Origin of the sequence: Nissabacter archeti (genome assembly GCF_018257325.1) — a bacterium.
Classification (GTDB): domain Bacteria; phylum Pseudomonadota; class Gammaproteobacteria; order Enterobacterales; family Enterobacteriaceae; genus Chimaeribacter; species Chimaeribacter arupi.
The window spans coordinates 105,194-128,389 of the sequence record NZ_JAERKB010000009.1; the positions used below are offsets into that span (position 1 = coordinate 105,194).

The window sequence follows — 23,196 nt, forward strand, 5'->3', positions numbered from 1 at the left end:
ATTACTTTTTGTAAGCGTGAGCTTGGTTGTCCAGACGCTGGTTAGCGCGTGCTGCATCGTCTTTAGCGGCTTGGACGTCAGAACGGATTGCGTTCACGTCGTTGCTCAGCTGGTCAACTTTAGCGTTCAGAGTCTGAACGTCAGAAGACAGTTGATCGATTTTAGCATTGCTGGAGCAACCTGCCAGCAGAGTAGAACCCAGGATTACTGCGCCCAGTACCAGTTTAGTGCGATTCATTATAAATACCCTCTAGATTGAGTTAATCTCCATGTAGCGTTACAAGTATTACACAAACCTTTTTCTAATGAGAATAAATTTTTAGGGCTGAAGCACTTTATTTTGATCGTTCGCTCAAAGAAGCATCTGCTTTTGCTGAAAAGTTAAAAAAACCAGCTAAAACATGCTGCTTCTATGAGAACCCTCTCAATTTTTGTACGCTTAAAAAAGTAGCGTTTTTCTGAAAATAGCCGATCGTCAGATGAAAAAAACGCCGCTGAAGGGCGGCGTTTTTATTCAGTTCAGAATGTCACGTTTAATTAAAGCACGTGCACCGAGGCAGTATTGGTGGTGCCGCTTGGTACCAGGGCACCAGATACCATCACCACGACATCGCCTTTCTGTGCCAGGCCGCTTTCCAGCGCCGCTTCTTTACCGATGCGGTAGAAATCGTCGGTGGAGGCGATCTCTTTCACTACCTGCGTGATCACGCCTTTGCTGAGGATCAGCTGGCGGGCAGTCACGGCATTGGTGGTCAGGGCCAGGATTGTGGCATGCGGGAAGTATTTACGTACCGCTTTGGCTGATTTGCCGCCGCCGGTCGCAACCACAATCAGCGGGGCGTCCAGCTTCTCAGCGGTTTCTACCGCACCGCGGCATACTGCTTCAGTGATGCGCAGTTTACGGCTGTCATTCAGGCCATCAATACGGCTCTGCATCACGCGGTCAGTACGCTCACAGATGGTCGCCATGATGGTGACCGCTTCCAGCGGGTATTTACCCTTGGCGCTTTCACCAGACAGCATCACTGCGTCAGTGCCGTCGATGATGGCGTTGGCCACGTCACCGGCTTCTGCACGGGTCGGGCGCGGGTTTTTGATCATGGAATCCAGCATCTGGGTCGCGGTAATGACCACTTTGCGGGCGCGGTTACATTTCTCAATCATCATCTTCTGCGCGAAGATAACTTCTTCAACCGGGATCTCAACGCCCAGATCACCACGTGCGACCATGATGCCGTCAGACGCATCCAGGATTTCGTCGAAGTTGTTCAGGCCTTCCTGGTTTTCGATTTTGGAGATGATCTGGATCTGCTCGCCGCCGTTGGCTTTCAGGTGCTCACGGATTTCCAGCACGTCAGAACGCTTACGGATGAACGAGGCCGCCACGAAATCAACGCCTTGTTCACAGCCGAAGATCAGGTCACGTTTGTCTTTTTCGGCCAGTGCAGGCAACTGGATAGAAACGCCCGGCAGGTTAACGCCTTTGTTTTCACCCAGGTCGCCGCTGTTCAGCACTTTACAGATCACTTCGGTTTCAGTGACTTCAATCACTTCCATGCCGATTAGGCCATCGTCCACCAGCACGGTGTTACCAATTTTCAGGTCAGCGGCGAAACCGGCATAGGTCACGGCCACACGTTCCGTGTTACCGATGACGCTCTGGTCAGTGGTGAAGGTAAAAGTCTGGCCGGCAGTCAGAGACGCGTCTTTACCGCCTTCCAGTTTCATGGTGCGGATTTCCGGGCCTTTGGTGTCCAGCAGGACGCCAGCCTTATGGCCGGTCTTCTCCATAACCGCGCGCAGGTTTTTAATGCGCTGGCCATGTTCTTCGTAATCCCCGTGGGAGAAGTTCAGACGCATCACATTCATGCCGGCATCCAGCAGCTTGGTCAGCATCTCTTCTGATTCAGTTTTCGGGCCGATCGTACAAACAATTTTGGTCTTTTTCATGACAATAGGTTCTACAAGTTGTGATGGATTGAAAAGTGCGTATGGCTGGCCGCTGTGCGACCAGCGTGGAATAGGGACGGTGTTGGGCGCTGCAAAACATAACTAAGGATAGGCGATGGCAGCAGGGTTGGGGTGGAAATATGCGTTGGAACAGCGCCGGACGTGGCAGTGGCCGGTTGAAGGAGTCGGAATAATCGTTGTAAGAGGTATCGACAGTTCAAGGCGCTGAAACCTTTCAATTGAAATGACGTTCCGCATTATAGTGGGTAAGCGACGGGGAAACAAAACAAAAATCAGAAAGAGACGGCTTGATTTATACGAAATACTCAGGAATGTGACGCAAATGAAACTTTTTGCATCCACTTGTTGCGCAACCGGTTAATCGCTGTTTTTCATCTGCTTATAAGGTGTAAATGGCAGAAGCAGCAGGGCAGGCAAGAAAAGAGTAGGTGATGAAACAGCAGACAACACAGCAGCAGGTATGACAAAAACAGGGACGTTAAGGGAAGGAAAACGAAGGAAAATCAGGGAAAGCAAGAATGGTGCGTTCTAATGGACTCGAACCATCGACCCCCACCATGTCAAGGTGGTGCTCTAACCAACTGAGCTAAGAACGCATCGGAAAAGCTGATGTGGTGCGTCCGAGTGGACTCGAACCACCGACCCCCACCATGTCAAGGTGGTGCTCTAACCAACTGAGCTACGGACGCACATTATCATTTTGCAGAAGCCAGAAAGTGTGGTGCGTCCGAGTGGACTCGAACCACCGACCCCCACCATGTCAAGGTGGTGCTCTAACCAACTGAGCTACGGACGCATCATTTTTCTGATTGCCGGTGCCGGCAACGGGGACGAATATTAACGGCGTGGCCGGACACTGGCAAGCGGAAAAATGCAATTTTCTTCCAGATTTCACGCGATTGCCGAGCGAGTGCGCACTCCGCTGTTTTTTTCAGCACTCCCGGCCGGTGCCGGGCGCAAAGACAGCGTTAATGGGCCGCACGTTTCAGGATCAGCGCCGCCGGTTGGCGTTGCAGCCAGCGCATCCGCCAAATCACCATTACCGCCGCGAAGGTGAGGCCGATGATAAAACCGCACCAGAACCCGCTCGGCCCCATCCGCGGCACGATCACGTCAGTCAGTGCCAGCAGGTAACCGCTCGGCAGCCCCAGCACCCAATAAGCGACAAAGGTAATAAAGAAGATCGACCGCGTATCTTTATAACCGCGCAGCACCCCGGAACCGATCACCTGCAACGAATCCGAGATCTGGTAAACCGCCGCCAGCAGCATCAGCTGGCTGGCCATCGCCACCACCGCCGGGTTTTCGTTATACAGCAGCGCGATTTTCTCACGCATCAGCACGGTGAAAATCGCCGTACAGCAGGCCATCAGTACGCCGGTCGCGAGGCTGGCATAAGCCGCTACCCGCGCGCCCTCCGCCGACCCTTCGCCCAACCGGTGCCCGACACGGATAGTGGCCGCGACGCCCACCGACAGCGGGATAACAAACATCAGTGAGCTGAAGTTAAGGGCAATCTGGTGGCCCGCCACCGGCACAATGCCGAGCGGGGAGACCAGCAGCGCCACAATGGCAAACAGCGTCACCTCGAAAAACAGGGCCAGCGCAATCGGCAGCCCAAGCAGGGTCAGGCGGCGCAATACCTGCCAGTCCGGCCGTGCCGGTTTGCTCTGCAAATGGATGTCACGCAGGGAAGGCGCGCGTTTCACATACCAGCCCATCAGCAGGAACATCACCCAGTAGACCGTGCCGGTCGCCACGCCGCAGCCGACGCCGCCCAGCGCCGGTGCGCCGAATTTGCCGTAGATAAAGATATAGTTGACCGGAATATTCACCAGCAGGCCGATAAAGCCGATCACCATGCCCGGTTTGGTTTTGGACAACCCCTCGCACTGGTTGCGCAACACCTGGAAACCCAGGTAGCCCGGTGCGCCCCACATAATCGCGTGCAGATACCCCACGGCTTTGGCTTCCAGCGCCGGGTCCACATCCTGCATCAGGCCCAACAGGTGGCCGCTTTGCGAAATCACGGCAATCACCAGCGCCGACAGCGCCGCCACCAGCCAGAACGCCTGCCGCACCTGGTGCGAGATGCGCTCACGGCGGCCGGCACCGTTCAATTGGGCGACCACCGGCGTCATCGCCAGCAGGATGCCATGCCCGAACAGGATCGTCGGCAACCAGATTGAGGTGCCGATCGCCACTGCCGCCATATCGGTGGCGCTGACAGAACCGGCCATGATGGTGTCTACGAAGCCCATCGCCGTCTGGGAGATTTGCGCAATAATCACCGGAATGGCTAACGCCAATAAACTTCGCGCTTCGATCAGATACTTCTGCACGCCAACACCTTTTTATTATGGGGAATGAGCAGGGGAGCCGGCCGTCACTGGCGGCATCAGGAAAAAATAAGAATAAGAATAAGATTGTACCGATCCACCCCGGTCAAGCAAACCCCGGCGGCAAAAAGCGTGCGGATGACGCTGAGTTGGCAAGCCGGGAAAACTGCGGCACACTGGATGAATTGATAACGCCTGAAAATATGAAAGAGGCTCGCTAATGTTTACCGGTATTGTTCAGGGCACCGCGCCCGTGGTGGCGATTGATGAAAGACCCAATTTCCGTACCCATGTGGTGCAGTTGCCTGCGGAGATGCTGCCTGGCCTGGCCCTGGGGGCGTCCGTCGCCCACAACGGCTGCTGCCTGACCGTCACGTCAATTGACGGCGATCGCGTCAGTTTTGACCTGATCAAAGAGACGCTGCGCCTGACCAACCTCGGCGCACTTCAGGTGGGCGATCGGGTCAACCTTGAGCGGGCAGCCCGTTTCAGTGATGAGATTGGCGGCCACCTGATGTCCGGCCATATCATCTGCACCGCTGAGATCAGCAAAATCGTGACCTCGGAGCATAACCGGCAGGTCTGGTTCCGCATCGCCAACGCAGAGTATATGAAATATATCCTGCATAAAGGGTACATCGGCATCGACGGCATCAGCCTGACGCTGGGGGAAGTGGTCAAAGACCGCTTCTGCGTGCACCTGATCCCGGAAACGCTGGAGCGGACAACGCTTGGCAAAAAACGCCTGGGTGATGTGGTGAACATCGAGATCGATCCGCAAACCCAGGCGATTGTGGATACCGTAGAGCGGGTGCTCGCCAGCCGCGAAGCGGCGATGGCCGCCGCCAAAGCGATCAGTGACAATCTGGCGGAGTAAGCCTTCCCGCGAAACCCCCTGTCATCCTGCACCCGGCCCCGCGCCGGGTTTTTTTTCGCTGTGGCATGGCTCACAAAACCACCGGTACGGCACCGGCCTCTTTCCGGTGTTGCCAGCCCCCCCGGCGGCGTGGCAGTCAGCCAAAGGCAGCCCTGTTTTCATCTGCTTACACTGCAGGAAAGCTTATAACCTGTTCTCTTGCGAAGGTGAAAAATGAACGTATTCCCGGTAAAACAGAGTGAACTGCTGCGCCAGCCTGACTTTTTTATTACCCGCGATGAGGTCACGCGCCTGATTCGCCTCACGGCGGATAACCTGATTAATATCAAGGATGAGACCGGAGAATTCCTGCTGCGGCTGGACGATGGCCGGGTGATTGACACCAAAGGCTGGGCAGGCTGGGAGTGGACGCACGGCGTCGGGCTGTACGGCATTTATAAGTATTACCAGCAGACCAATGACCCGCAGGCGCTGGCGATCATTGATGACTGGTTCGCTGCCCGCTTTAAAGAGCCGATGCCGACCAAAAACGTCAACACCATGTGCCCGTTCCTGACACTGGCTTACCGCTATGAAGAAACGCGTAACCAGAGCTGGCTGCCTTACCTGGAAGCCTGGGCCGACTGGGTGATGTACCAGATGCCGCGCACCGAGAAGGGCGGGTTGCAGCATATTGTGTACAACAATGAAAACCATCAGCAGATGTGGGATGACACCCTGATGATGAGCGTGCTGCCGCTGGCAAAAATCGGCAAATTGCTTAACCGGCCTGAGTATGTCGAGGAGGCGAAATACCAGTTTATGCTGCATGTGCAGTACCTGATGGATCGCAAAACCGGCCTCTGGTTCCACGGCTGGACGTTTGAGGGCAACCATAACTTTGCCGAGGCACGCTGGGCGCGCGGCAACAGCTGGCTGACGGTGGCCATCCCGGACTTTATTGAGATGCTGGACCTGCCGGAACAGGACGCCACCCGCCGTTTCCTGCTGCAGGTGCTGGAGAGCCAGATCGCCGCGCTGCAACAGTATCAGGATGCCTCCGGCCTGTGGCATACGCTGATTGACGATCGCGACGCTTATCTGGAAGCGTCCGCCACCGCCGGTTTTGCCTATGGCATCCTGAAAGCGGTGCGCAAACGCTATGTCGGCAAACAGTATGCAGAAATGGGGCTGAAGGCCGCGCAGGGCGTGGTGCGCCATATCAACAGCCAGGGCGAGCTGACGCAGGTTTCCTTTGGGACGGCAATGGGCAACGACCTCGATTTCTACCGGGACATCCCGCTCACCTCCATGCCCTATGGGCAGGCGATGGCGGTGCTCTGCCTCTCAGAATACCTGCGTGTCTACATTTAATGGCCTGAATCCGGGCGAAAAAAAACCGGTCATCTGACCGGTTTTTTTATAGGCATCGTGTTTACAGGCACCGCGTTGATGGCCTCAGTGGGGGACGCGGATCCCGCCTTCGACCCCATGCGGGCTGAATACCACCTGCCAGAGCTGAATATCCCTGGCGCGGAAGGCGCCGGCGCAGGCATTCAGGTAGTAGGTGAACATCCGGTAGAAGCGGTCTGAATAGCGTTCAGCCAGTTGCGGCCACGCCGCCAGGAAGCGTTCATACCACGCCATCAGCGTGCGGTCATAATCCGCGCCGAAGTTATGCCAGTCCTCCATCACAAAGACGCCCTCACTGGCCTGGGCGATATGTTTCACGGACGGCAGGCAACCGTTGGGGAAAATGTATTTGTCGATCCACGGGTCCACCGTCATATCGGTCCTGTTGGCCCCGATGGTGTGCAACAGGAACAGGCCGTCCGGTTTCAGGTTACGCGAGACCACATCGAAATAGGTCTGGTAATTCTTCGGCCCCACATGTTCAAACATGCCGACAGACACAATCCGGTCAAACTGCTGGTCCAGGTCGCGGTAGTCCTGCAACAGGATAGTGACATCCAGCCCCTCGCAGCGCTGCTGGGCGAGTTTCTGCTGTTCGGCAGAGATCGTCACGCCGCTGACCGACACGCCGTAATGGCGCGCGGCAAACGCCGCCAGCCCACCCCAGCCACAGCCGATGTCCAGCAGGGTCATGCCCGGCTTCAGCTGCAACTTCTCGCAGATCATGCGTAATTTGTGCTCCTGTGCCTGCTCAAGCGTTTCCGCTTCCTTCCAGTAGCCACAGGAGTACTGCATGTAGGGGTCCAGCATCAGGGTAAAGAGGTCGTTGCCGAGATCGTAATGCTCTTTGCCGACGATCCAGGCACGTTTCTTGGATTGCAGGTTGGTCAGGCGGGCGGCGGCAATGCGCAGGGTATCTTTCAGGTGGTGCGGGAGCTTCCGTTCCAGCCCGGCGGCAATGACACGGTGGAAGAACATATCCAACCGTTCACACTCCCACCAGCCATCCATATAACTCTCGCCCAGGCCGAGCGAGCCGTCCTGTAACACGCGTTTAAAAAAATCGGGATGATTAACCTTGATATCGAAAGGCCGGGAGCCGTTGATTTCGATATCGGCCATGCTGAGCATCTCATGGGCAATGCGGTACCACTGATTATCCTGGATGCTTAGATCTTCTATACACGATGAACTCATAGCTTCTCCATCACCTTTCTTCTGACTTATACCTGCAAGGAAAAGCAGCGGCAATTTGCAGGCGTATACGAGAATCCGCGGTTACCCGCCGTATCTGATATCCGACTATGAACAGAGGAAAATGCAGGAAGAACCCCGGATCGCCAACAGAGCCCGAGAGCAGGCGACGGAGATGTCATCCTTGATAAAGCGGGCGCTTTCCGCGCGCACCAAACATGCTGTAATAAAAGTTTTGTAAAAGCGTTATTTTTATGGGTTGAAACCGAGTATAAGCGCGCCGGAAACGATACTCAACCGCAAATCGCTTCCGGGCTTAATATTATTTAAGTTATTATTAACTAAGGTAATTATGCCGCCTGGTTACTGTTTTCACGACGGGCGGACGGCAGGTGTCGCTGTGAGGCCACCCCACGTTGCAAGAAAAAGCCCAGGGCCGCTAACCCCACTGTCATTAACATTACCGTCACCGTCGCCATCAGCGGCCGGCTGATAAACGCCGACACTGCCAGGCTGGCCACAAAGCATAATCCGAGTTGCAGCGCGTTCTGTAAGGCGGCGGCCTTACCGGTACTGTGCGGGAAAGGCAGCAAGGCATTAGCCACAATTATGGGATAAAGCGCGCCATTTGCCAAAGCCATCACACAAAAAGGCACCAGCAACGCCGCCAGGCCCGGTTGCGCCAGCAACGCCAGCAAGAACAGCGCCACAATGCTCAGGCCATACCCGGCCAGCAGCCACGGCACCAGGAACTTGCCGTCACGGCGGCTGACCACCATCCGGCAGCCGAACCCGCCCAGCAGGAACGCAAAGGTCTGCGGCACATAGCTCAGGCCGATATCATCCGGGCTGTAACCCATCGCATGCAGGATGAACGGCGACCCGGTCAGCCAGGCGAAAAAACCGGCGGAGCAGGCGGCATACATCAGCACATTGCCGCTGAACACGCGGGAGTTAAGCAGCGTCCACAGGCTGGTTTTCGGTGCGTTGGCCGCACCGGCCGCGGGGGCGGCCGCTTTCAGCCGTAATGTAGGGATCAGCAGCAGCAGCGTTATCGCCAGCAGGGCGAGGAAAATACTGCGCCAGCCGAAATGGTTCAGCAGCCACGCCCCCAGCAGCGGGGCAAGGGCCGGGGAGAGCGCCACCAGCGGCATAATCGTGGCAAAGACTTTTTTGCTCTGCTGGGGGGAGTAACGATCCACCACCAGTGCCTGCCAGCTCACGGCGGCAGAACAGACGCCGATGGCCTGCACAAAGCGCATCAGCCAGAGCTGGTGGGCGTTCGTTACCCACATCATGCCGGCGCACCCGGCCGCAAACAGCAGCAGGCCCAGCACCAGCACCGGTTTACGGCCGATGCGGTCAGAGAGCGGGCCCCAGATCAGCTGGGCGCAGGCGAAGCCGGCCAGAAACAGGCTCAGGCTGGCACTGATGGCATTGGGGGAGAGCGCGAGATCTTCCTGCATCAGCGCAAAGGCGGGCAGGTACATGTCCGTGGCCAAAAAGCCCAGCATACTCAGGACAGCAAGATAGAGCAGGAAAAAGGGGGAACGAGTCATAAGTAATCTCAATATTTTATTCAGAGGCAATACATAAATCCTATATCGTCGCGCACTCTACGGTAGCGTCAGTGGGTTGTGAAACGGTAAAATTTGCACCATGCTGTGAAAAAAATTGAAGGCAGGATATGTGGTCTGAATACTCTCTGGAAGTGATTGATGCCGTGGCACGTACCGGCAGTTTCAGTGCGGCCGCGCAGGAGCTGCACCGCGTGCCTTCTGCTGTCAGTTATACGGTGCGCCAGCTCGAGCAGTGGCTGGCGGTTGAGCTGTTTGAGCGCCGCCACCGGGATGTGGTGATTACCGAAGCCGGGCGGGTGTTTGTGCAGGAGGCGCGGCTGCTTATCAAAAAAATGCAGGCTACACGCCGCCAGTGCCAGCAGGTGGCGAACGGCTGGCGCGGCCAGCTCAGCATTGCCGTGGACCGGATTGTCCGGGCCGACCGTACCCGGCAGTTGGTGCTGGATTTTTACCGGGAATTCCCTGACATGGAACTGCTGATCTCACCCGAAGTGTTTAATGGCGTGTGGGATGCCCTGGCCGACGGGCGGGTGGATGCCGCCATCGGGGCCACGCGTGCCGTGCCGGTGGGCGGCGGTTACCGTTTCCGCGATATGGGGTTTATGCCGTGGCACTGTGTGGTCAGCCGGGGGCATCCGCTGGCGCAGCAGGCGGGGCCGCTGACGGACGATCAGCTGCGGCCCTATCCGGCACTGTGCCAGGAAGACACCTCGCGCAGCCTGCCGAAACGCGATACCTGGACGCTCGACAACCAGCGGCGGCTGGTGGTGCCGGACTGGACCAGCGCGCTGGATTGCCTGCTGGCCGGGTTATGTGTCGGCATGATCCCGGCGCACATGGCGCAACCGCTGATTGACCGCGGTGACCTTACCGTGCTGACGCTGCACCAGCCATTCCCGGACAGCGCCTGTTGCCTGACCTGGGCGCAGGAGAAATCGTCACCGGCGTTGGTATGGTTGCTGGATTATCTGGGGGAGAGTGACACGCTGAACCGCGAGTGGTTACGTGGATGAAACGCAGCGCGGGTAAAAAGCTGGGCGGGTAAAAGGTGGCGCGGGTAAACGCCGGGGGCGGGCTGGATGCCCCCGGCTCACGGATTACCGGCGGTAATCGCGGTACGGGCCGTCTGCCACGGAACGGCGTTCGACCAGTTTCGGGTGGACTTCAATGGTCTGCGGGTCTTCACGCTTGCTGGTGATGCGATCCAGCAGCATGGCAAAGGCGTTCTCGCCCAGGCGCTCTTTGGGCTGGTGGATGGTGGTCAGCGCCGGGGAGAAGTAACGCGCGTTGCGCACGTTGTCATAACCGATCACGGAGACGTCCTGCGGCACACGCAGGCCCAGCTCATCGGCGGCGCAAATCGCGCCCATCGCCATGATGTCGCCGCCGCAGAACACCGCCGTCGGGCGCTGTTTCTGGGTCAGGATCTGGTGCATCGCCTTATAACCTGATTCCGGCTCAAAATCGCCCTGAACCACCCACTCTTCGCGTACCGGAATATTGGCCTCTTCCATCGCCTTCAGGAAGCCCTGATGCCGCCCGCCGCCGGTATTGCGCGACAACTGGCCGGGGATAATGCCGATGTCGCGGTGGCCGCGTTCAATCAGGTAACGCCCGGCCAGATAACCGCCCTCAAAGGCGTTATCAATAATCGAGTCGGTAAAATCGCTGCGCGCCGAGCCCCAGTCCATCACCACCATCGGGATGTTGCGGTACTCTTCCAGCATGCCGATCAGCTGGTCGGGGTATTCAGAGCACATCACCAGCAGCCCATCGACACGCTTTTGCGCCAGCATCGCCAGGTAAGCCTGTTGTTTGTCGAGGTTGTTATGGGAATTACACAGGATAAGCGTATAGCCTTTGCTGTAGCAGCTGTTCTCTACCGCCTCAATCACTTCAGCGAAGTAGGGCGCTTCGCTGGAGGTCGCCAGCAGGCCAATCGATTTTGTATGGTTGACCTTCAGGCTGCGCGCGACGGCGCTCGGCGAATAGTGTAATTCCTTAATGGCAGCCCAGACTGCCGCCTTAGTCTCTTCAGCGACAAAACGTGTTTTATTAATGACGTGTGACACGGTAGTCGTGGATACGCCGGCACGTCTGGCGACATCTTTAATCGTTGCCATGGAAAGAATGACTCCTGATAGTACGTGTTACAGCACGTAACTATTATGTTAATCGTTTGCCTGCGTTTATTCTCCTGCCCGCTGAAAGAATTGCAGTGGATTCTGGGGGGAAGGAGCGGTCATCTTCGCTGAACTAAGCGGTGGGGCATCGCAGCCGGCCGGGTACGCAGTGCGTAAACCGCGAATTTTCACTCATTATGGTGAAAAGGGAAAGAGGAAAATTGTGCCGTACACCCCGAAAGTGTTTAGGAATTTCTTTAAATAGTGTGAGAATAGGGTCGGCACACTAAGTGTGTGGTTTTCTTGTGGTTCACCAAGGAGAGAATAATGGACAGTGATTTGAAAATGTCGCTTTTGACCACTGTGGGCGCGCTGACAGTGATTTTACTCTTCAGCTTTACCGCCATCCTGCACTGAGGCTGGCCGGGCTGATAAAAAAACGCCGGAGATCCGGCGTTTTTTACGGGTGCGCTTTACTCAGCGGATGGTTTTTGGCGTCATCACCCGGCGGGCGCCGACGTAATGATCCTGCCAGTAATCATTGTCCAGGAAACTGATGCGGATATCCTCACCGGTACGCGGTGACTGGATAAACTTGCCGTTGCCGAGGTAAACCCCCACATGGTCAGCGGCACCGCGGTTATTGATGCGGAAGAACACCAGATCGCCGGTTTCCAGCTCACCACGTTTGACCGGTGCAGCATCGCGCAGGTGGTACATCTCATTGGCGGTGCGCGGCATACGGATTTTCATGACGTCTTTATAGGCGTAATAGACCAGGCCGCTGCAATCAAACCCGGTATTGGGTGAGGTACCGCCCCAGCGGTAAGGCTTGCCGACCTGGTTCATCAGCTTGGCCATCGCAGTCTGCTTGGCATGCTGGTAGCGTTTTTTATGCGCCGGGCTGAGGGTCAGCGGTTTGCTGAGCTGGGCCAGTTCCTGCGCGTCCGCGCCTTTGGTGCGGTGGCGGCCATACCCTTTTTTGTACCCTTTCTTTGGCGGGGTGACCTTGACCAGCCGGGTCGAGGCCGTTTTACGGCTTTTGCCGCTTTTGGTGGTGACGTTAACCACCCGTGACTTTTCCGTCCCGGTGCTTTTCTTTTTGGCACTGGTTTTCACCGGCTTTCGCTTTTTGCGCTCATCCGTTTTGGCTTCGCTGACATGGCTTTTACGCTGTTCAGCAGAAACACGGGCGTGCGGCGACGCATGTGCCAGATTCATAAACAGTTGTGTCAACAACAGGACAAAAAGCGTGACGATTAAACGCATAGTAACGCTACCAAAAGTGGCCCCGGAAAGAACGTCAAAGGAGGCTCAGTATTCCTGAAACCTGCCGTACAAAAAAGCACGAAACGCATCGATTCTAATTCATATTGTCAGAAAACGTTAATAGCTTTTTTCACAAATGAAAAAACAGTGCCGTTTGCTGCTATTTTATTCTCTGCTCAACGGGTTAGCGTGCAAAAGTGCCCGCGGAACGGCCCGGTTTTACAGGTGAAAAGCCCCGCTTAAAAATGTTATTCTCAATGAATGTTTATTGATTACGGGCAGCCACGCCCCCGCGCGTTGGCCGGGTTAGGGGAAAAACCCTGTAAAAAATGGCGTTTTTATCCCATAGCTGCCATCGTTACAATAGACCCAGTGCCGATTTGACGTGACGCATAACAGCCAGCTTATGGCGTGAGGAAGCAAGACAATGACGACGACGATTGATAAAATTCAGGCCCAGATCACTGAAAACCCGATCCTGCTCTACATGAAAGGCTCACCGAAGCTGCCGAGCTGCGGCTTCTCCGCTCAGGCGGTACAGGCGCTGTCAGCCTGCGGCGAGCGTTTTGCCTACGTGGACATCCTGCAAAACCCGGACATCCGCGCAGAGCTGCCGAAATATGCCAACTGGCCGACGTTCCCGCAGCTGTGGGTAGACGGCGAGCTGGTAGGCGGCTGTGACATCATTCTGGAGATGTACCAGCGTGGTGAATTGCAGCAGCTGATCAAAGAGACGGCTGAAAAGCACAAGTCTCAGGAAGATCAGCAGTAACCGGGCCGGGCGGGCAACCGCCTGTCAGGTAAAAAAAGGCGGCCTCAGGGCCGCCTTTTTTATGGGTAAAAGCAAGTTGCCGGAAGGGCAGGCCCTCAGGCATCCGCCTCCGGTGCCTCTTCCGGCGTGGCCAGCGGCCAGCCGCCCAGCCGTTTCCAGCGGTTGACCAGCTCGCAGAACAGCAGCGCCGTCTGTTCGGTGTCATAAATCGCGGAGTGCGCCTGGGTGCTGTCAAACTCAATGCCGGCGGTGATACAGGCTTTGGCCAGCACCGTCTGCCCCAGCACCAGCCCGCTCAGCGCCGCGGTGTCAAAGGTGGCAAACGGGTGGAACGGGTTGCGCTTCAGCCCGGCGCGTTCGGCAGCAGCCATCAGGAAGCTGTGATCAAAGGTGGCGTTGTGCGCCACAATAATCGCCCGGTTACAGTTCTGCTCTTTCATGCCTTTGCGCACCGCTTTGAAAATCGCGTGCAGCGCATCATATTCACTGACGGCCCCCCGCAGCGGGTTATGCGGGTCAATGCCGTTGAACGCCAGCGCTTCAGGTTGCAGCAGTGCCCCCTCAAACGGCTCAACATGGAAGTGCAGGGTTTCATCACGCATCAGCCAGCCGTCGCTGTCCATACGCAGGGTTACCGCGGCAATCTCCAGCAGGGCGTCGGTGCGGGCGCTGAAACCGGCGGTTTCAACATCAATAACGACGGGGTAAAACCCGCGGAAGCGGCCACTCAGGGCGTTGAGATCACTTTTATCAGCCATCAGTTTCTTATCTTGTCCGAATTCAGCGCGCATTATGGCAAATTTTTGCAGCGGATGCAGGCGGGGAACGTCCGGAAGGGGAGAAACGGGTGCGGAGCCGCACCCGTCAGGGGAAAATCAGTTGCCCAGGCCGTGGCCGGCGTGGCTGTTTTCGATCAGTTCAATTTTGTAACCGTCTGGATCTTCAACAAAGGCGATCACGGTAGTGCCGCCTTTTACCGGGCCGGCCTCACGCGTGACGTTACCGCCTGCGTTGCGGATCTGGTCGCAGGTTGCGGCCACGTCATCCACGCCCAGCGCGATATGGCCGTACGCGGTGCCCATCTCATAGCTCTCTACGCCCCAGTTGTACGTCAGCTCAATCACCGCGCCTTCGCTCTCGTCGGTGTAACCCACAAACGCCAGGGAGTATTTGTATTCGGTATTTTCACTGGAACGCAGCAGACGCATGCCTAATACCTTGGTGTAGAAGTCGATGGAGCGTTGCAGGTCACCGACGCGAAGCATGGTATGGAGTAAGCGCATATTGTCCTCTGATAACAAGTTAGGGCACGGCAGCCCGGTTTGCGGCGCTGAAACCGCGCCGGGATTGCCGTACCATTAAGGTAAAAACAGTTAAGTATAGCCTCCGCAGGCGAATAAATTCAATGTGATGCAAAAACAGCGCCTGCGTGGCAGGGGCCGCTTACAGCGTCGGGTAATCGGTATAGCCTTCCGCACCGCCGCCGTAGAACAGCTCGGTACGCTGGGCATTCAGGGCCGCGCCCTGACGGAAGCGTTCAGCCAGATCCGGGTTGGCGATGTAGTCACGGCCAAAGGCCACGGCGTCAATATACCCTTTGGCGATCAGCGTCTCCGCTTTCTCCTGCGTATAGCCACCGGCCCCGATAATGACCCCCTGATAACGGGCGCGCACCGCGTCACGGAACGTCTCAGTGTAAGAGGCACCGCCGACCCAGTCCGGCTCAGAGATATGCAGATAGGCCAGCTTACGCGTATTCAGCTGCTCGATCAGGTACAGCGCGTCTTCAATTTCATTCTCCCCGTTCCCCAGCCCGCTGACGGTGCCCAGCGGGGAAATACGGATACCCACGCGATCGGCCCCGGCTTCTGCCACCGCGGCATCGACCACTTCCAGCGTCAGGCGGATACGGTTTTCCACGCTGCCGCCATACTGGTCGGTACGCTGGTTCGATTCCGGCGAAATGAACTGATGCAGCAGGTAACCGTGAGCGGCGTGCAGCTCCAGATAGTCGAAACCGGCTTCAACCGCATTGGCCGCCGCCTGGCGGAAATCGTTGATAATGCCTGGGATCTCGTCAGTCTCCAGTGCGCGCGGCACCGGGCAGTCAACGCGCACCGGCTGGCCGGCCTCATCACGCAGGGTGGTGCGGGTGTTCACCGGCAGGGCCGACGGGGCGACCGGCAACTGCTTGCCCGGTTGCAGCTCAGGGTGTGAAATCCGCCCGACGTGCCACAACTGCACCGCCATATGGCCCTGTTGCGCATGCACCCGTTCAACGATCTTTTTCCAGGCCGCAATCTGTTCCGGCGTGTGCAGGCCGGGTGCGCCGGCATAGCCTTTGCCCTGGAAGGAAATCTGGGTCGCTTCGGAGATGATAAGCCCGGCACCGGCACGCTGGGCGTAGTACTCGCCCATCAGGTCAGTCGGGATGTCGCCAGGCTCAATGCTGCGCAGACGGGTCAGCGGGGCCATAAACACGCGGTTCGGCAGAGTCTGTTTGCCGACGGTCAGCGGCGTAAAAAGTGTGCTCATCATATCTCCAAATATCTTGCCTGTTGTCAGCGCACACTATGCAAGGGCAGGGCGGCGGCAGATTGTTTAAATGTGCGAAGCCCGGCAGCGCTGTATAAGATCCAGATCCGGCTGGTACTCGTGCGTCTGCACATCCATCAGTCCCAGCATCATCGGGAACAGGTTGTCCTGGGAGATATCATCGTTGGCGGCGATACGGTTAAGGCACCGGCGATCGATACCGTAACTTTTCTCATATTGAGGGGACATCCAGATCAGGAACGGAATATGGGTTTGTTGCGACGGCGCAAACAGATAGGGCGTGCCGTGCAGGTACATGCCGTTTTCACCCAGCGATTCGCCATGATCTGAAAGGTAAACCATGACGGTATTGAATTTATCGCTGTGCTGTTGCAGCAATTTGATGGTGTCATCCAGCATCGCATCGGTATAGAGCAGCGTGTTGTTGTAGGTATTCACCAGTTTTTCATGATCGCAATCCTGGATCTGGTTGCTGTCACAGGTTGGCGTGAACGTGCGGAACTGCGCCGGGTAGCGCTGGTAATAGGCCGGGCCGTGGCTGCCAATCTGGTGCAGCACGACCACACTGTCCTCCTTCAGGCCGTCAATATACTGGTCGAGGCGGGAGAGCAACGCGCCGTCGCGGCAGAGGTCGCCCCGGCAATCCTCCTGCAATTTAAGCTGGGTCACATCCTGGTGCGGTACCCGGTCGCAGGCCCCTTTGCAACCGCCGTCGTTTTCACGCCACAGCACATGAATCCCGGCATGTTTCATCACATCCAGTAACCCCTCCTGGTGGCTGGCCAGGGCGGCGTCATAGTGACGGCGCGGCATATTGGAAAACATGCAGGGCACAGAAATTGCGGTTTCCGTGCCGCAGGAGGTGGCATGGCGGAAATAGCTGACCCCCTCTTTTGCCAGGCGCGGGTTGGTGGGTTTTTCATAACCGCCCAGCGAGAAGTTTTCAGCCCGTGCCGTTTCGCCGACCACCAGCACCACCAGCGTTTTCTTCGGTTGGGACAAGATCAGCGGGCCTTTGTGGGCATCTGTGCCGATAGGGATCAGCGGGAGATTTTCGGCAAAATAGCGGTGGTGGGCAAACGCAATCGTGCCGCTGACATAGCTGGTGGGGGCCAGCATTTTGACGATTGACCGGTTATTGCGGAACAGCGACGCGTAATCCTTATAGAAAAAAGCGGCAATCAACAGAATCACCACCCCTGACGCCAGGATATTGGCGGCCCGCAGCCCCAGCATGTACCACCATGGGCGGTCGTTGCGCACCTTAACCAGCCCGATCACCAGCGCCGGCAACACACCGGCGCCCAGCAGCCACAGCAGCAGTTGGGGCGTCAGCAGCGCGGTGGCCTCCTGCGGCGTGGTCTCAAAGGCGTTCTGCATCATATTGCCGTCAATCACCACCCCATAGCTGAACATAAAATAGTTTGCCGCCGCACCACACAGCAGCAAAACAATCGCCAGCGGTTTACGGAGATAGGGCAGTGCCAGCAGGCTGAAAAGGATGTTCAATGCCAGGAACAGAACCAGCGGTAGGCTCAGGGCGAACAGCACATCATGCAGCCGGCTGAAGGTGATTAATGACCAGGCTTTATGCAGAAACAGCGCATTTTGAAACAGCAGGAAGGCCAGTGCCGTCAGCAGCACAAAGCTCAGGGAATTACAGTGCAACGATCGCAGGGTACGCATCAGAATAGAAAAATCCGTCCGAAAGGAATAGGCACAAGGTATCAGGTGAAACTTAAGAGAACCTTAAACAGTCCGGCAACAATTCTTTTACGAGTAACGGGCGGCCGTTTGCGTCACAGCCCGGCACAAGGGCCTATGCCCCCGCCATGAGGTGCAGGTGTCCATCATAAGCCTTCATGAATCAGGGGAGCGACACCCACCGTACCGGGGCGCGATGCCTTGCCAGCCGCGGCGATAGCGTCTTCAATTAAAGGCATCGTCTTTTTATTCGCCCGCCGTATCGCCTGTTGGCGTGAGGCGTGGGAGGTTTTATGGCCGAACAGCTGGAGTTTTTTGACATACCCAGCCCCTGCCGCGGCATCTGCCAGATGGATGCCCGTGGTTTCTGCCGGGGGTGCCTGCGCAGCCGGGAGGAGCGTTTTGGCTGGATAAGCATGAGCGATGCGCAGAAGCGGCACGTCCTTTACCTGTGCCGCCAGCGTTTTCTGCGGCAACAGCGGCTGGCGCGGAAAACCGACGATCCCCCGCCGGAACAACCCTCTCTGTTCTGATCTGCTTTTTCTTGCGAGGCAGTACGCAAAGCGGCGCACTGCCGTCGAGTCCGGCCGGGCAATTGTGTATGCTTGGCTCCTTACTTTCTGAGGATGCCGTTATTTGAGGATGTTGTTATGGACTCACGTTGTCAGATCTCTCCGCAAGGCCCTGAATTTTCGCCGCTCATTGCCGGTTATTGGCGGTTAATGGAGTGGGGGATGCGCCCGCAGGAGCTGCTGGCTTTTATGGAGCAGCATAGTGAACTGGGCATCACCACCGTTGACCATGCGGATATTTACGGTGACTACCAGTGTGAAGCGGCTTTTGGTGAGGCGCTGCGCCTGAAACCGTCACTGCGTGAAAAGCTGGAGCTGGTGAGCAAATGCGGCATCGCCACCACGGCCAAACCGGAACATGCCCTCGGCCACTACATCACTGACCGGGCGCACATTCTGGCCAGCGCGGAGCAGTCGCTGAAAAACCTGCATACCGATTACCTTGACCTGCTGCTGATCCACCGGCCGGACCCGCTGATGGAAGCAGATGAGGTGGCCGAAGCCTTCACGGCGCTGCACAGCAGCGGCAAGGTGCGCCATTTTGGTGTCTCCAATTTTACCCCGGCACAATTCAGCCTGTTGCAGTCACGCCTGCCGTTTATGCTGGCGACTAACCAGGTGGAAATCTCGCCGCTGAACCAGACGGTGACGCTAGACGGCACGCTCGACCAATGCCAGCAGCTGCGCATCCGGCCGATGGCGTGGTCATGCCTGGGGGGCGGGCGGTTGTTTACCGAACCGCGTTACCAGCCGTTGCGGGAGGAGCTGGAGGCGATCGCCGGCGAAATCGGTGCGCAAACCCTGGAGCAGGTGGTGTATGCCTGGATCCTGCGCCTGCCCAGCCAACCGTTACCGATCCTCGGTACCGGGAAAATTGAGCGGATGCGGGACGCCTGGGCCGCGCTTTCCCTGACGCTCAGCCGTCAGCAATGGTTCCGCATCCGCAAGGCTGCGCTGGGGTATGACGTTCCCTGATTAAAAGGGTGACCGCGGTCACAAGACCGCGGGCTGCCCCCCGGCAAGCAATGCGCCGGCAGGGAAATAAGCGAAGCGGCGGCACGGAAACAGCAGGGTTGCCTATACTCAGGGTTCTGAATCAACAGGCACTGGAGGCAGCATGAAATCTCTTTCCGGCGTAGCATTGGCCGCCATCATGGTATGTGGCGCGGCACAGGCCGCCAGCAAAGATGTGACGATGAACCTGGTTTCGGCAGAGGGCGAGGCGAAACCGATCGGAACCATAACCATCAGTGAGACGCAATACGGCCTGCTGTTTACGCCAAAACTGACCTCCCTGCCGCCGGGCGTGCATGGTTTTCATGTCCATCAGAACGGCAGTTGTGACGCGGGCATGAAAGACGGGAAAAAAGTGGCGGCACAGGCAGCGGGTGATCACTTTGATCCGGGCAGCACCGGTAAACATCTGGGGCCGTATCAGGAAGGCCACCTGGGCGACCTGCCGGTGCTGTTTGTGCATGACGATGGCTCATCCAGCGATCAGGTGCTGGCACCACGCCTGAAAAAGCTGTCAGAGATCGACAATAAAGCGCTGATGATCCATGCCGGTGGCGATAACCACGCCGACATGCCGATGCCGCTGGGTGGCGGAGGCGGCCGGATCGCCTGCGGGGTAATATAAACCTGTGGGGTAATAGGAAGAAGAGAGTTTCCCCCGGTGTAATACGTCAGAACCGGCCTGCCTGTCAGGCCGGTTCTGATGCGCAGGTGCCTGGTGCCGGTACAGCCGGCCATTGCGGGACAGCGAGCAGGCCGGCCACCGGCGCACCCTGGCAAGGCCCCGTTCAGCCGTTGCGCAGGGAAGAACACGCCATCACGTAGGCGCGGTAATTTATTCAGATGCCCTGCAACATCCAGGTACCCTGCAACATCCAGATGCCCTGTAACGGGGGCGGGATTTTACCGCGAATAAGGCCATAAACACCCACCTGCAAAAATTGCCACGACCCAGATCAAAAGTATGCAGACTATTTTAATATCTTACATGTCATTATTTATTTACCCTTCTCCTGAAACCCGATGAGAAACCCTCACGGTTATCAAAAATCCTGTCAGATCCCTCAACAAAACGACCGCAGGTTTCAAGACTGTCGTTTTTGTGCAAAGCGCGGCGTCTCACCCGCCCTAATACTAACCCTGGTGAAAACGCACTAAATATAGGCTGTCTATAGAGGGAATCGCCGGATACCTGCACATTTAGAGGTTATTTGACGGAAAGAATAAGGTTATTAACCTGGGTATTATTATTTGGATGAATACTTATTTGTTTTAAAAACAGATGAATGATTCATGTCATAAATTATTAAGTCAAATATCATTATAATGATATATATAATTGAATTTGGGTTCTTATCTCTCCAAAATAGGCTACACTCTGGGAAACAATGTTAGCACGCTAATTATAAGGAGGGGCAATTGGAGTCCAACTTAGGTTCAGATTTAGCACGATTGGTACGCGTATGGCGTGCCCTGATTGACCATCGGCTTAAACCACTGGAAATGACCCAAACCCACTGGGTGACATTGCATAATATCAACAGGCTACCGCCTGAGCAGTCACAGATCCAGCTGGCGAAAGCCATTGGCATTGAGCAGCCGTCGCTGGTGCGTACGCTTGACCAACTGGAAGAGAAGGGGCTGATTACCCGTCACACCTGCGCCAGTGACCGTCGGGCCAAGCGCATCAAACTCACAGAGGCGGCTGCGCCGGTGATCGGCGAGGTTGAGAATGTGATTGATTCTACCCGTCAGGAAATCCTGGCCGGTATTACGCCGCAAGAGGTGGAGTTACTGACAAAACTGATAGGAAAATTGGAAGAAAACATCATCGAGTTACATAATAAATAACAAATTTTACCGACTTCACAGCACACAGACAGAACCGGCGGCCATTGGCCGCCGGTTTCTCGTTCAGCAGGGATTAGCGCGGGGAGACAGTCACCGTGCTGCCGCTGCTGGCCAGGCTCACGCGCTGGCCAACGCTGAATTTGCTGGCATCGGCTTTCTGCACCACCATGATGGTGTTGCCGTCATCTTTACGGATCTCCAGCTCGACGCCGTTGCTGCGGTTCAGCGCACCCTGCACGCCCTGGCCCGCAACACCCCCGGCTACTGCCCCTGCGGCTGTGGCCAGGCTACGGCCGGAACCACCACCCACGGTGTTACCCAGGAACCCACCCAATACCGCGCCGCCAATCGCCCCGATGACGTTATTCTCTTCACCGCCCTGAATCTGTACCGGGCGCGTTGAAACGATGGTGCCGTAAGTCACATTCTGCACCTGTTTGGCCTGATCAGCGGTATAGACATCACCGGAAAGGGCGCTGTCGTTTACACAACCTGTCAGCGTTACGCCCGTTAATGCCACCACGAGAAGACGCTTAATCATAAAAAACTCCTATTTTTTTACGCTCCGTCCCCGGCACTTCCTGCCTGACGACGTAATGATGATAACGACCGGTGAAAGTATGGCTGATAACCGGCCCAATGGCTATTTTGCCGGTGTACTGCCGGGCAGCATACCTTTCTGCCCGTCAACGGATAATAAACGGGTATTTAGGTTTCTGACAGCCGTTCAGCATGCCGCGGCGTTGAATAACGCCTGTGATCGCAGGGATGTTAAAAAATCAGCCGCTTTCATGGCGTTAAGCCGTTAAATCTGGTGTAGTGAAGGGCGGTGCACTAAGAGGACAGGTTATGAAGTCAGGCCGTTATATCGGTGTCATGTCGGGAACCAGCCTGGATGGGATAGACGTTGTGCTGGCCGCCATTGATGAACGCATGGTGGCGCAGCAGGGCAGTTATTCCCACCCCATACCGCCGGCGATGAAGCAGGCAATCCTGGGCATGTGCCAGGGGCAAAGCGTGACACTGTCACAGGTGGGGCAACTGGATGCCCAGCTTGGGCAGCTGTTTGCCGACGCTGTGCAGGGGTTACTGGCCCACTATCAGGTACAGGCGGGCGACATTACCGCCATCGGGTGTCACGGCCAGACTGTCTGGCATGAACCCAATGGCGTCGCCCCTTTTTCCATGCAACTGGGTGACAACCACCGCATCGCTGCCCTGACCGGCATCACCACCGTGGGCGATTTCCGGCGGCGTGACATTGCGCTGGGCGGACAGGGCGCGCCCCTGGTGCCGGCGTTCCATGATGCGCTGCTTTCCCACCCGAACGAGCGGCGGATGGTGCTGAATATCGGCGGCATCGCCAATCTTTCCCTGCTGCTGCCCGGCCAGCCGGTACGCGGGTTTGATACCGGCCCCGGTAATATGCTGATGGATGCCTGGATCTGGCGTCAGCGCGCGCTGCCGTATGATGAAGATGCCGCGCTGGGGCTGGCAGGGCGGCCGGCTATCGCGCTGTTGCAGCAGATGCTGGCAGACCCCTATTTTGCCGCCCCGGCCCCGAAAAGCACCGGGCGCGAATATTTCAACCTCGCCTGGCTGGAGCGCCATCTGGCAGCCTATCCCGGCCTGGTGCCGGAAGATGTCCAGGCCACGCTGGCCGAGCTGACGGCGGTCACCATTGCTGAACAGGTATTGCTCAGCGGCGGCTGTGAGCGGCTGCTGGTCTGCGGCGGCGGCGCCCGTAACCCGCTGGTGATGACCCGCCTGGCCGCGTTGCTGCCGGGCACCGAGGTCAGCCCCACCGATCCGTTCGGCATCAGCGGTGATGATATGGAAGCGCTGGCCTTTGCCTGGCTGGCCTCCCGCACGCTTTCCGGGCTGCCGGGTAATCTGCCGTCTGTCACCGGGGCGTCGGCCGCTGCCGTACTGGGCGCGGTTTACCCCGGCGCAAGCGGGTTGCTGTGCTGACACTGCCCGGA

Annotated in this window: 23 protein-coding genes and 3 tRNA genes; 11 read left to right on the forward strand and 15 right to left on the reverse strand. The window is 57.0% G+C overall.

All coding sequences use genetic code 11. The annotated features are described in order from the left end of the window. Nucleotide 1 precedes the first annotated feature (1 nt). From JK232_RS14250 to JK232_RS14275, 6 genes are all read right to left on the reverse strand, one after another. Nucleotides 2-238 carry a major outer membrane lipoprotein gene (locus JK232_RS14250; protein ID WP_004943717.1) on the reverse strand — a complete coding sequence of 79 codons (237 nt, stop codon included), beginning with the start codon at nt 236-238 and terminating at the stop codon, nt 2-4. A gap of 299 nt (nt 239-537) precedes the next feature. Continuing rightward, a complete protein-coding gene (pykF, locus tag JK232_RS14255; RefSeq protein WP_072930916.1) occupies nt 538-1,950 on the reverse strand; it encodes a pyruvate kinase PykF in 1,413 nt (470 codons plus the stop codon). A 540-nt stretch (nt 1,951-2,490) separates the two neighbouring features. After that, nucleotides 2,491-2,567, reverse strand: a tRNA-Val gene (locus JK232_RS14260). 16 nt (nt 2,568-2,583) lie between these two features. Then, nucleotides 2,584-2,660, reverse strand: a tRNA-Val gene (locus tag JK232_RS14265). A gap of 30 nt (nt 2,661-2,690) precedes the next feature. Then, a tRNA-Val gene (locus tag JK232_RS14270) sits at nt 2,691-2,767 on the reverse strand. 172 nt (nt 2,768-2,939) lie between these two features. Continuing rightward, complete coding sequence (locus JK232_RS14275) at nt 2,940-4,313, reverse strand: MATE family efflux transporter (RefSeq protein ID WP_101828879.1); 1,374 nt, start codon at nt 4,311-4,313, stop codon at nt 2,940-2,942. 217 nt (nt 4,314-4,530) lie between these two features. Between JK232_RS14275 and JK232_RS14280 the strand changes: the two genes are divergently transcribed. Beyond that, entirely contained in the window at nt 4,531-5,187 is a 657-nt protein-coding gene (locus JK232_RS14280) for a riboflavin synthase subunit alpha (RefSeq protein WP_212589329.1), read from the forward strand. Between the two features lie 213 nt (nt 5,188-5,400). Then, complete coding sequence (bglB, locus tag JK232_RS14285; RefSeq protein ID WP_072930911.1) at nt 5,401-6,540, forward strand: beta-galactosidase BglB; 1,140 nt, start codon at nt 5,401-5,403, stop codon at nt 6,538-6,540. Nucleotides 6,541-6,624: 84 nt separating this feature from the next. Here the strand turns inward: bglB and cfa are convergent, their stop codons facing one another. Beyond that, nucleotides 6,625-7,776 carry a cyclopropane fatty acyl phospholipid synthase gene (gene cfa, locus JK232_RS14290; protein WP_072930909.1) on the reverse strand — a complete coding sequence of 384 codons (1,152 nt, stop codon included), beginning with the start codon at nt 7,774-7,776 and terminating at the stop codon, nt 6,625-6,627. A gap of 347 nt (nt 7,777-8,123) precedes the next feature. Next, nucleotides 8,124-9,332: a purine nucleoside transporter PunC gene (gene punC, locus JK232_RS14295; RefSeq protein ID WP_101828880.1), complete on the reverse strand. Its 1,209-nt coding sequence runs from the start codon at nt 9,330-9,332 to the stop codon at nt 8,124-8,126. 128 nt (nt 9,333-9,460) lie between these two features. Between punC and punR the strand changes: the two genes are divergently transcribed. After that, a complete protein-coding gene (gene punR, locus JK232_RS14300) occupies nt 9,461-10,366 on the forward strand; it encodes a DNA-binding transcriptional activator PunR (protein WP_072930902.1) in 906 nt (301 codons plus the stop codon). 84 nt (nt 10,367-10,450) lie between these two features. On the opposite strand, the gene purR is transcribed toward punR, so the two are convergent. Beyond that, nucleotides 10,451-11,476 (reverse strand): HTH-type transcriptional repressor PurR, encoded by a 1,026-nt coding sequence (purR, locus tag JK232_RS14305; RefSeq protein ID WP_072930900.1) that lies wholly within the window; start codon nt 11,474-11,476, stop codon nt 10,451-10,453. A 327-nt stretch (nt 11,477-11,803) separates the two neighbouring features. Between purR and cydH the strand changes: the two genes are divergently transcribed. Beyond that, the gene (gene cydH, locus JK232_RS14310) at nt 11,804-11,893 is read left to right on the forward strand and encodes a cytochrome bd-I oxidase subunit CydH (protein WP_101828881.1); all 90 of its coding nucleotides are present in this window, start codon (nt 11,804-11,806) and stop codon (nt 11,891-11,893) included. A gap of 60 nt (nt 11,894-11,953) precedes the next feature. Here cydH and JK232_RS14315 read toward each other — a convergent pair whose 3' ends face one another. Next, complete coding sequence (locus tag JK232_RS14315) at nt 11,954-12,745, reverse strand: C40 family peptidase (protein ID WP_072930897.1); 792 nt, start codon at nt 12,743-12,745, stop codon at nt 11,954-11,956. A 427-nt stretch (nt 12,746-13,172) separates the two neighbouring features. Between JK232_RS14315 and JK232_RS14320 the strand changes: the two genes are divergently transcribed. Further along, nucleotides 13,173-13,517, forward strand: a complete 345-nt coding sequence (locus JK232_RS14320; RefSeq protein WP_072930895.1) for a Grx4 family monothiol glutaredoxin — start codon at nt 13,173-13,175, stop codon at nt 13,515-13,517. Nucleotides 13,518-13,612: 95 nt separating this feature from the next. On the opposite strand, the gene rnt is transcribed toward JK232_RS14320, so the two are convergent. From rnt to eptA, 4 genes are all read right to left on the reverse strand, one after another. After that, complete coding sequence (gene rnt, locus JK232_RS14325; protein ID WP_072930893.1) at nt 13,613-14,308, reverse strand: ribonuclease T; 696 nt, start codon at nt 14,306-14,308, stop codon at nt 13,613-13,615. A gap of 84 nt (nt 14,309-14,392) precedes the next feature. Further along, nucleotides 14,393-14,800 (reverse strand): lactoylglutathione lyase, encoded by a 408-nt coding sequence (gene gloA, locus JK232_RS14330; RefSeq protein ID WP_072930891.1) that lies wholly within the window; start codon nt 14,798-14,800, stop codon nt 14,393-14,395. Between the two features lie 160 nt (nt 14,801-14,960). After that, entirely contained in the window at nt 14,961-16,052 is a 1,092-nt protein-coding gene (gene nemA / locus JK232_RS14335; RefSeq protein ID WP_072931030.1) for an alkene reductase, read from the reverse strand. A 66-nt stretch (nt 16,053-16,118) separates the two neighbouring features. Next, the gene (gene eptA / locus JK232_RS14340) at nt 16,119-17,759 is read right to left on the reverse strand and encodes a phosphoethanolamine transferase EptA (protein ID WP_101833733.1); all 1,641 of its coding nucleotides are present in this window, start codon (nt 17,757-17,759) and stop codon (nt 16,119-16,121) included. A gap of 311 nt (nt 17,760-18,070) precedes the next feature. Here eptA and JK232_RS14345 point away from each other — a divergent pair, with 311 nt between their 5' ends. The 4 genes from JK232_RS14345 (at nt 18,071) to slyA (ending at nt 21,214) form a co-directional block, all read left to right on the forward strand. Next, complete coding sequence (locus JK232_RS14345; protein ID WP_072930889.1) at nt 18,071-18,310, forward strand: DUF1289 domain-containing protein; 240 nt, start codon at nt 18,071-18,073, stop codon at nt 18,308-18,310. A gap of 117 nt (nt 18,311-18,427) precedes the next feature. Then, nucleotides 18,428-19,324, forward strand: a complete 897-nt coding sequence (locus tag JK232_RS14350) for an aldo/keto reductase (protein WP_072930887.1) — start codon at nt 18,428-18,430, stop codon at nt 19,322-19,324. Between the two features lie 142 nt (nt 19,325-19,466). Continuing rightward, nucleotides 19,467-19,988 carry a superoxide dismutase family protein gene (gene sodC / locus JK232_RS14355; protein WP_072930885.1) on the forward strand — a complete coding sequence of 174 codons (522 nt, stop codon included), beginning with the start codon at nt 19,467-19,469 and terminating at the stop codon, nt 19,986-19,988. 794 nt (nt 19,989-20,782) lie between these two features. Next, the gene (gene slyA, locus JK232_RS14360) at nt 20,783-21,214 is read left to right on the forward strand and encodes a transcriptional regulator SlyA (RefSeq protein WP_072930883.1); all 432 of its coding nucleotides are present in this window, start codon (nt 20,783-20,785) and stop codon (nt 21,212-21,214) included. Nucleotides 21,215-21,287: 73 nt separating this feature from the next. On the opposite strand, the gene JK232_RS14365 is transcribed toward slyA, so the two are convergent. Next, nucleotides 21,288-21,755 carry an outer membrane lipoprotein gene (locus JK232_RS14365; RefSeq protein ID WP_072930881.1) on the reverse strand — a complete coding sequence of 156 codons (468 nt, stop codon included), beginning with the start codon at nt 21,753-21,755 and terminating at the stop codon, nt 21,288-21,290. Between the two features lie 79 nt (nt 21,756-21,834). Here JK232_RS14365 and JK232_RS14370 point away from each other — a divergent pair, with 79 nt between their 5' ends. Together JK232_RS14370 and anmK are read left to right on the forward strand one after the other, a co-directional pair. Then, a complete protein-coding gene (locus JK232_RS14370; RefSeq protein WP_139300325.1) occupies nt 21,835-22,023 on the forward strand; it encodes a hypothetical protein in 189 nt (62 codons plus the stop codon). Between the two features lie 40 nt (nt 22,024-22,063). After that, nucleotides 22,064-23,185, forward strand: coding sequence for an anhydro-N-acetylmuramic acid kinase (gene anmK / locus JK232_RS14375; protein ID WP_212589330.1), 1,122 nt, complete (start codon nt 22,064-22,066; stop codon nt 23,183-23,185). Nucleotides 23,186-23,196: the final 11 nt, after the last annotated feature.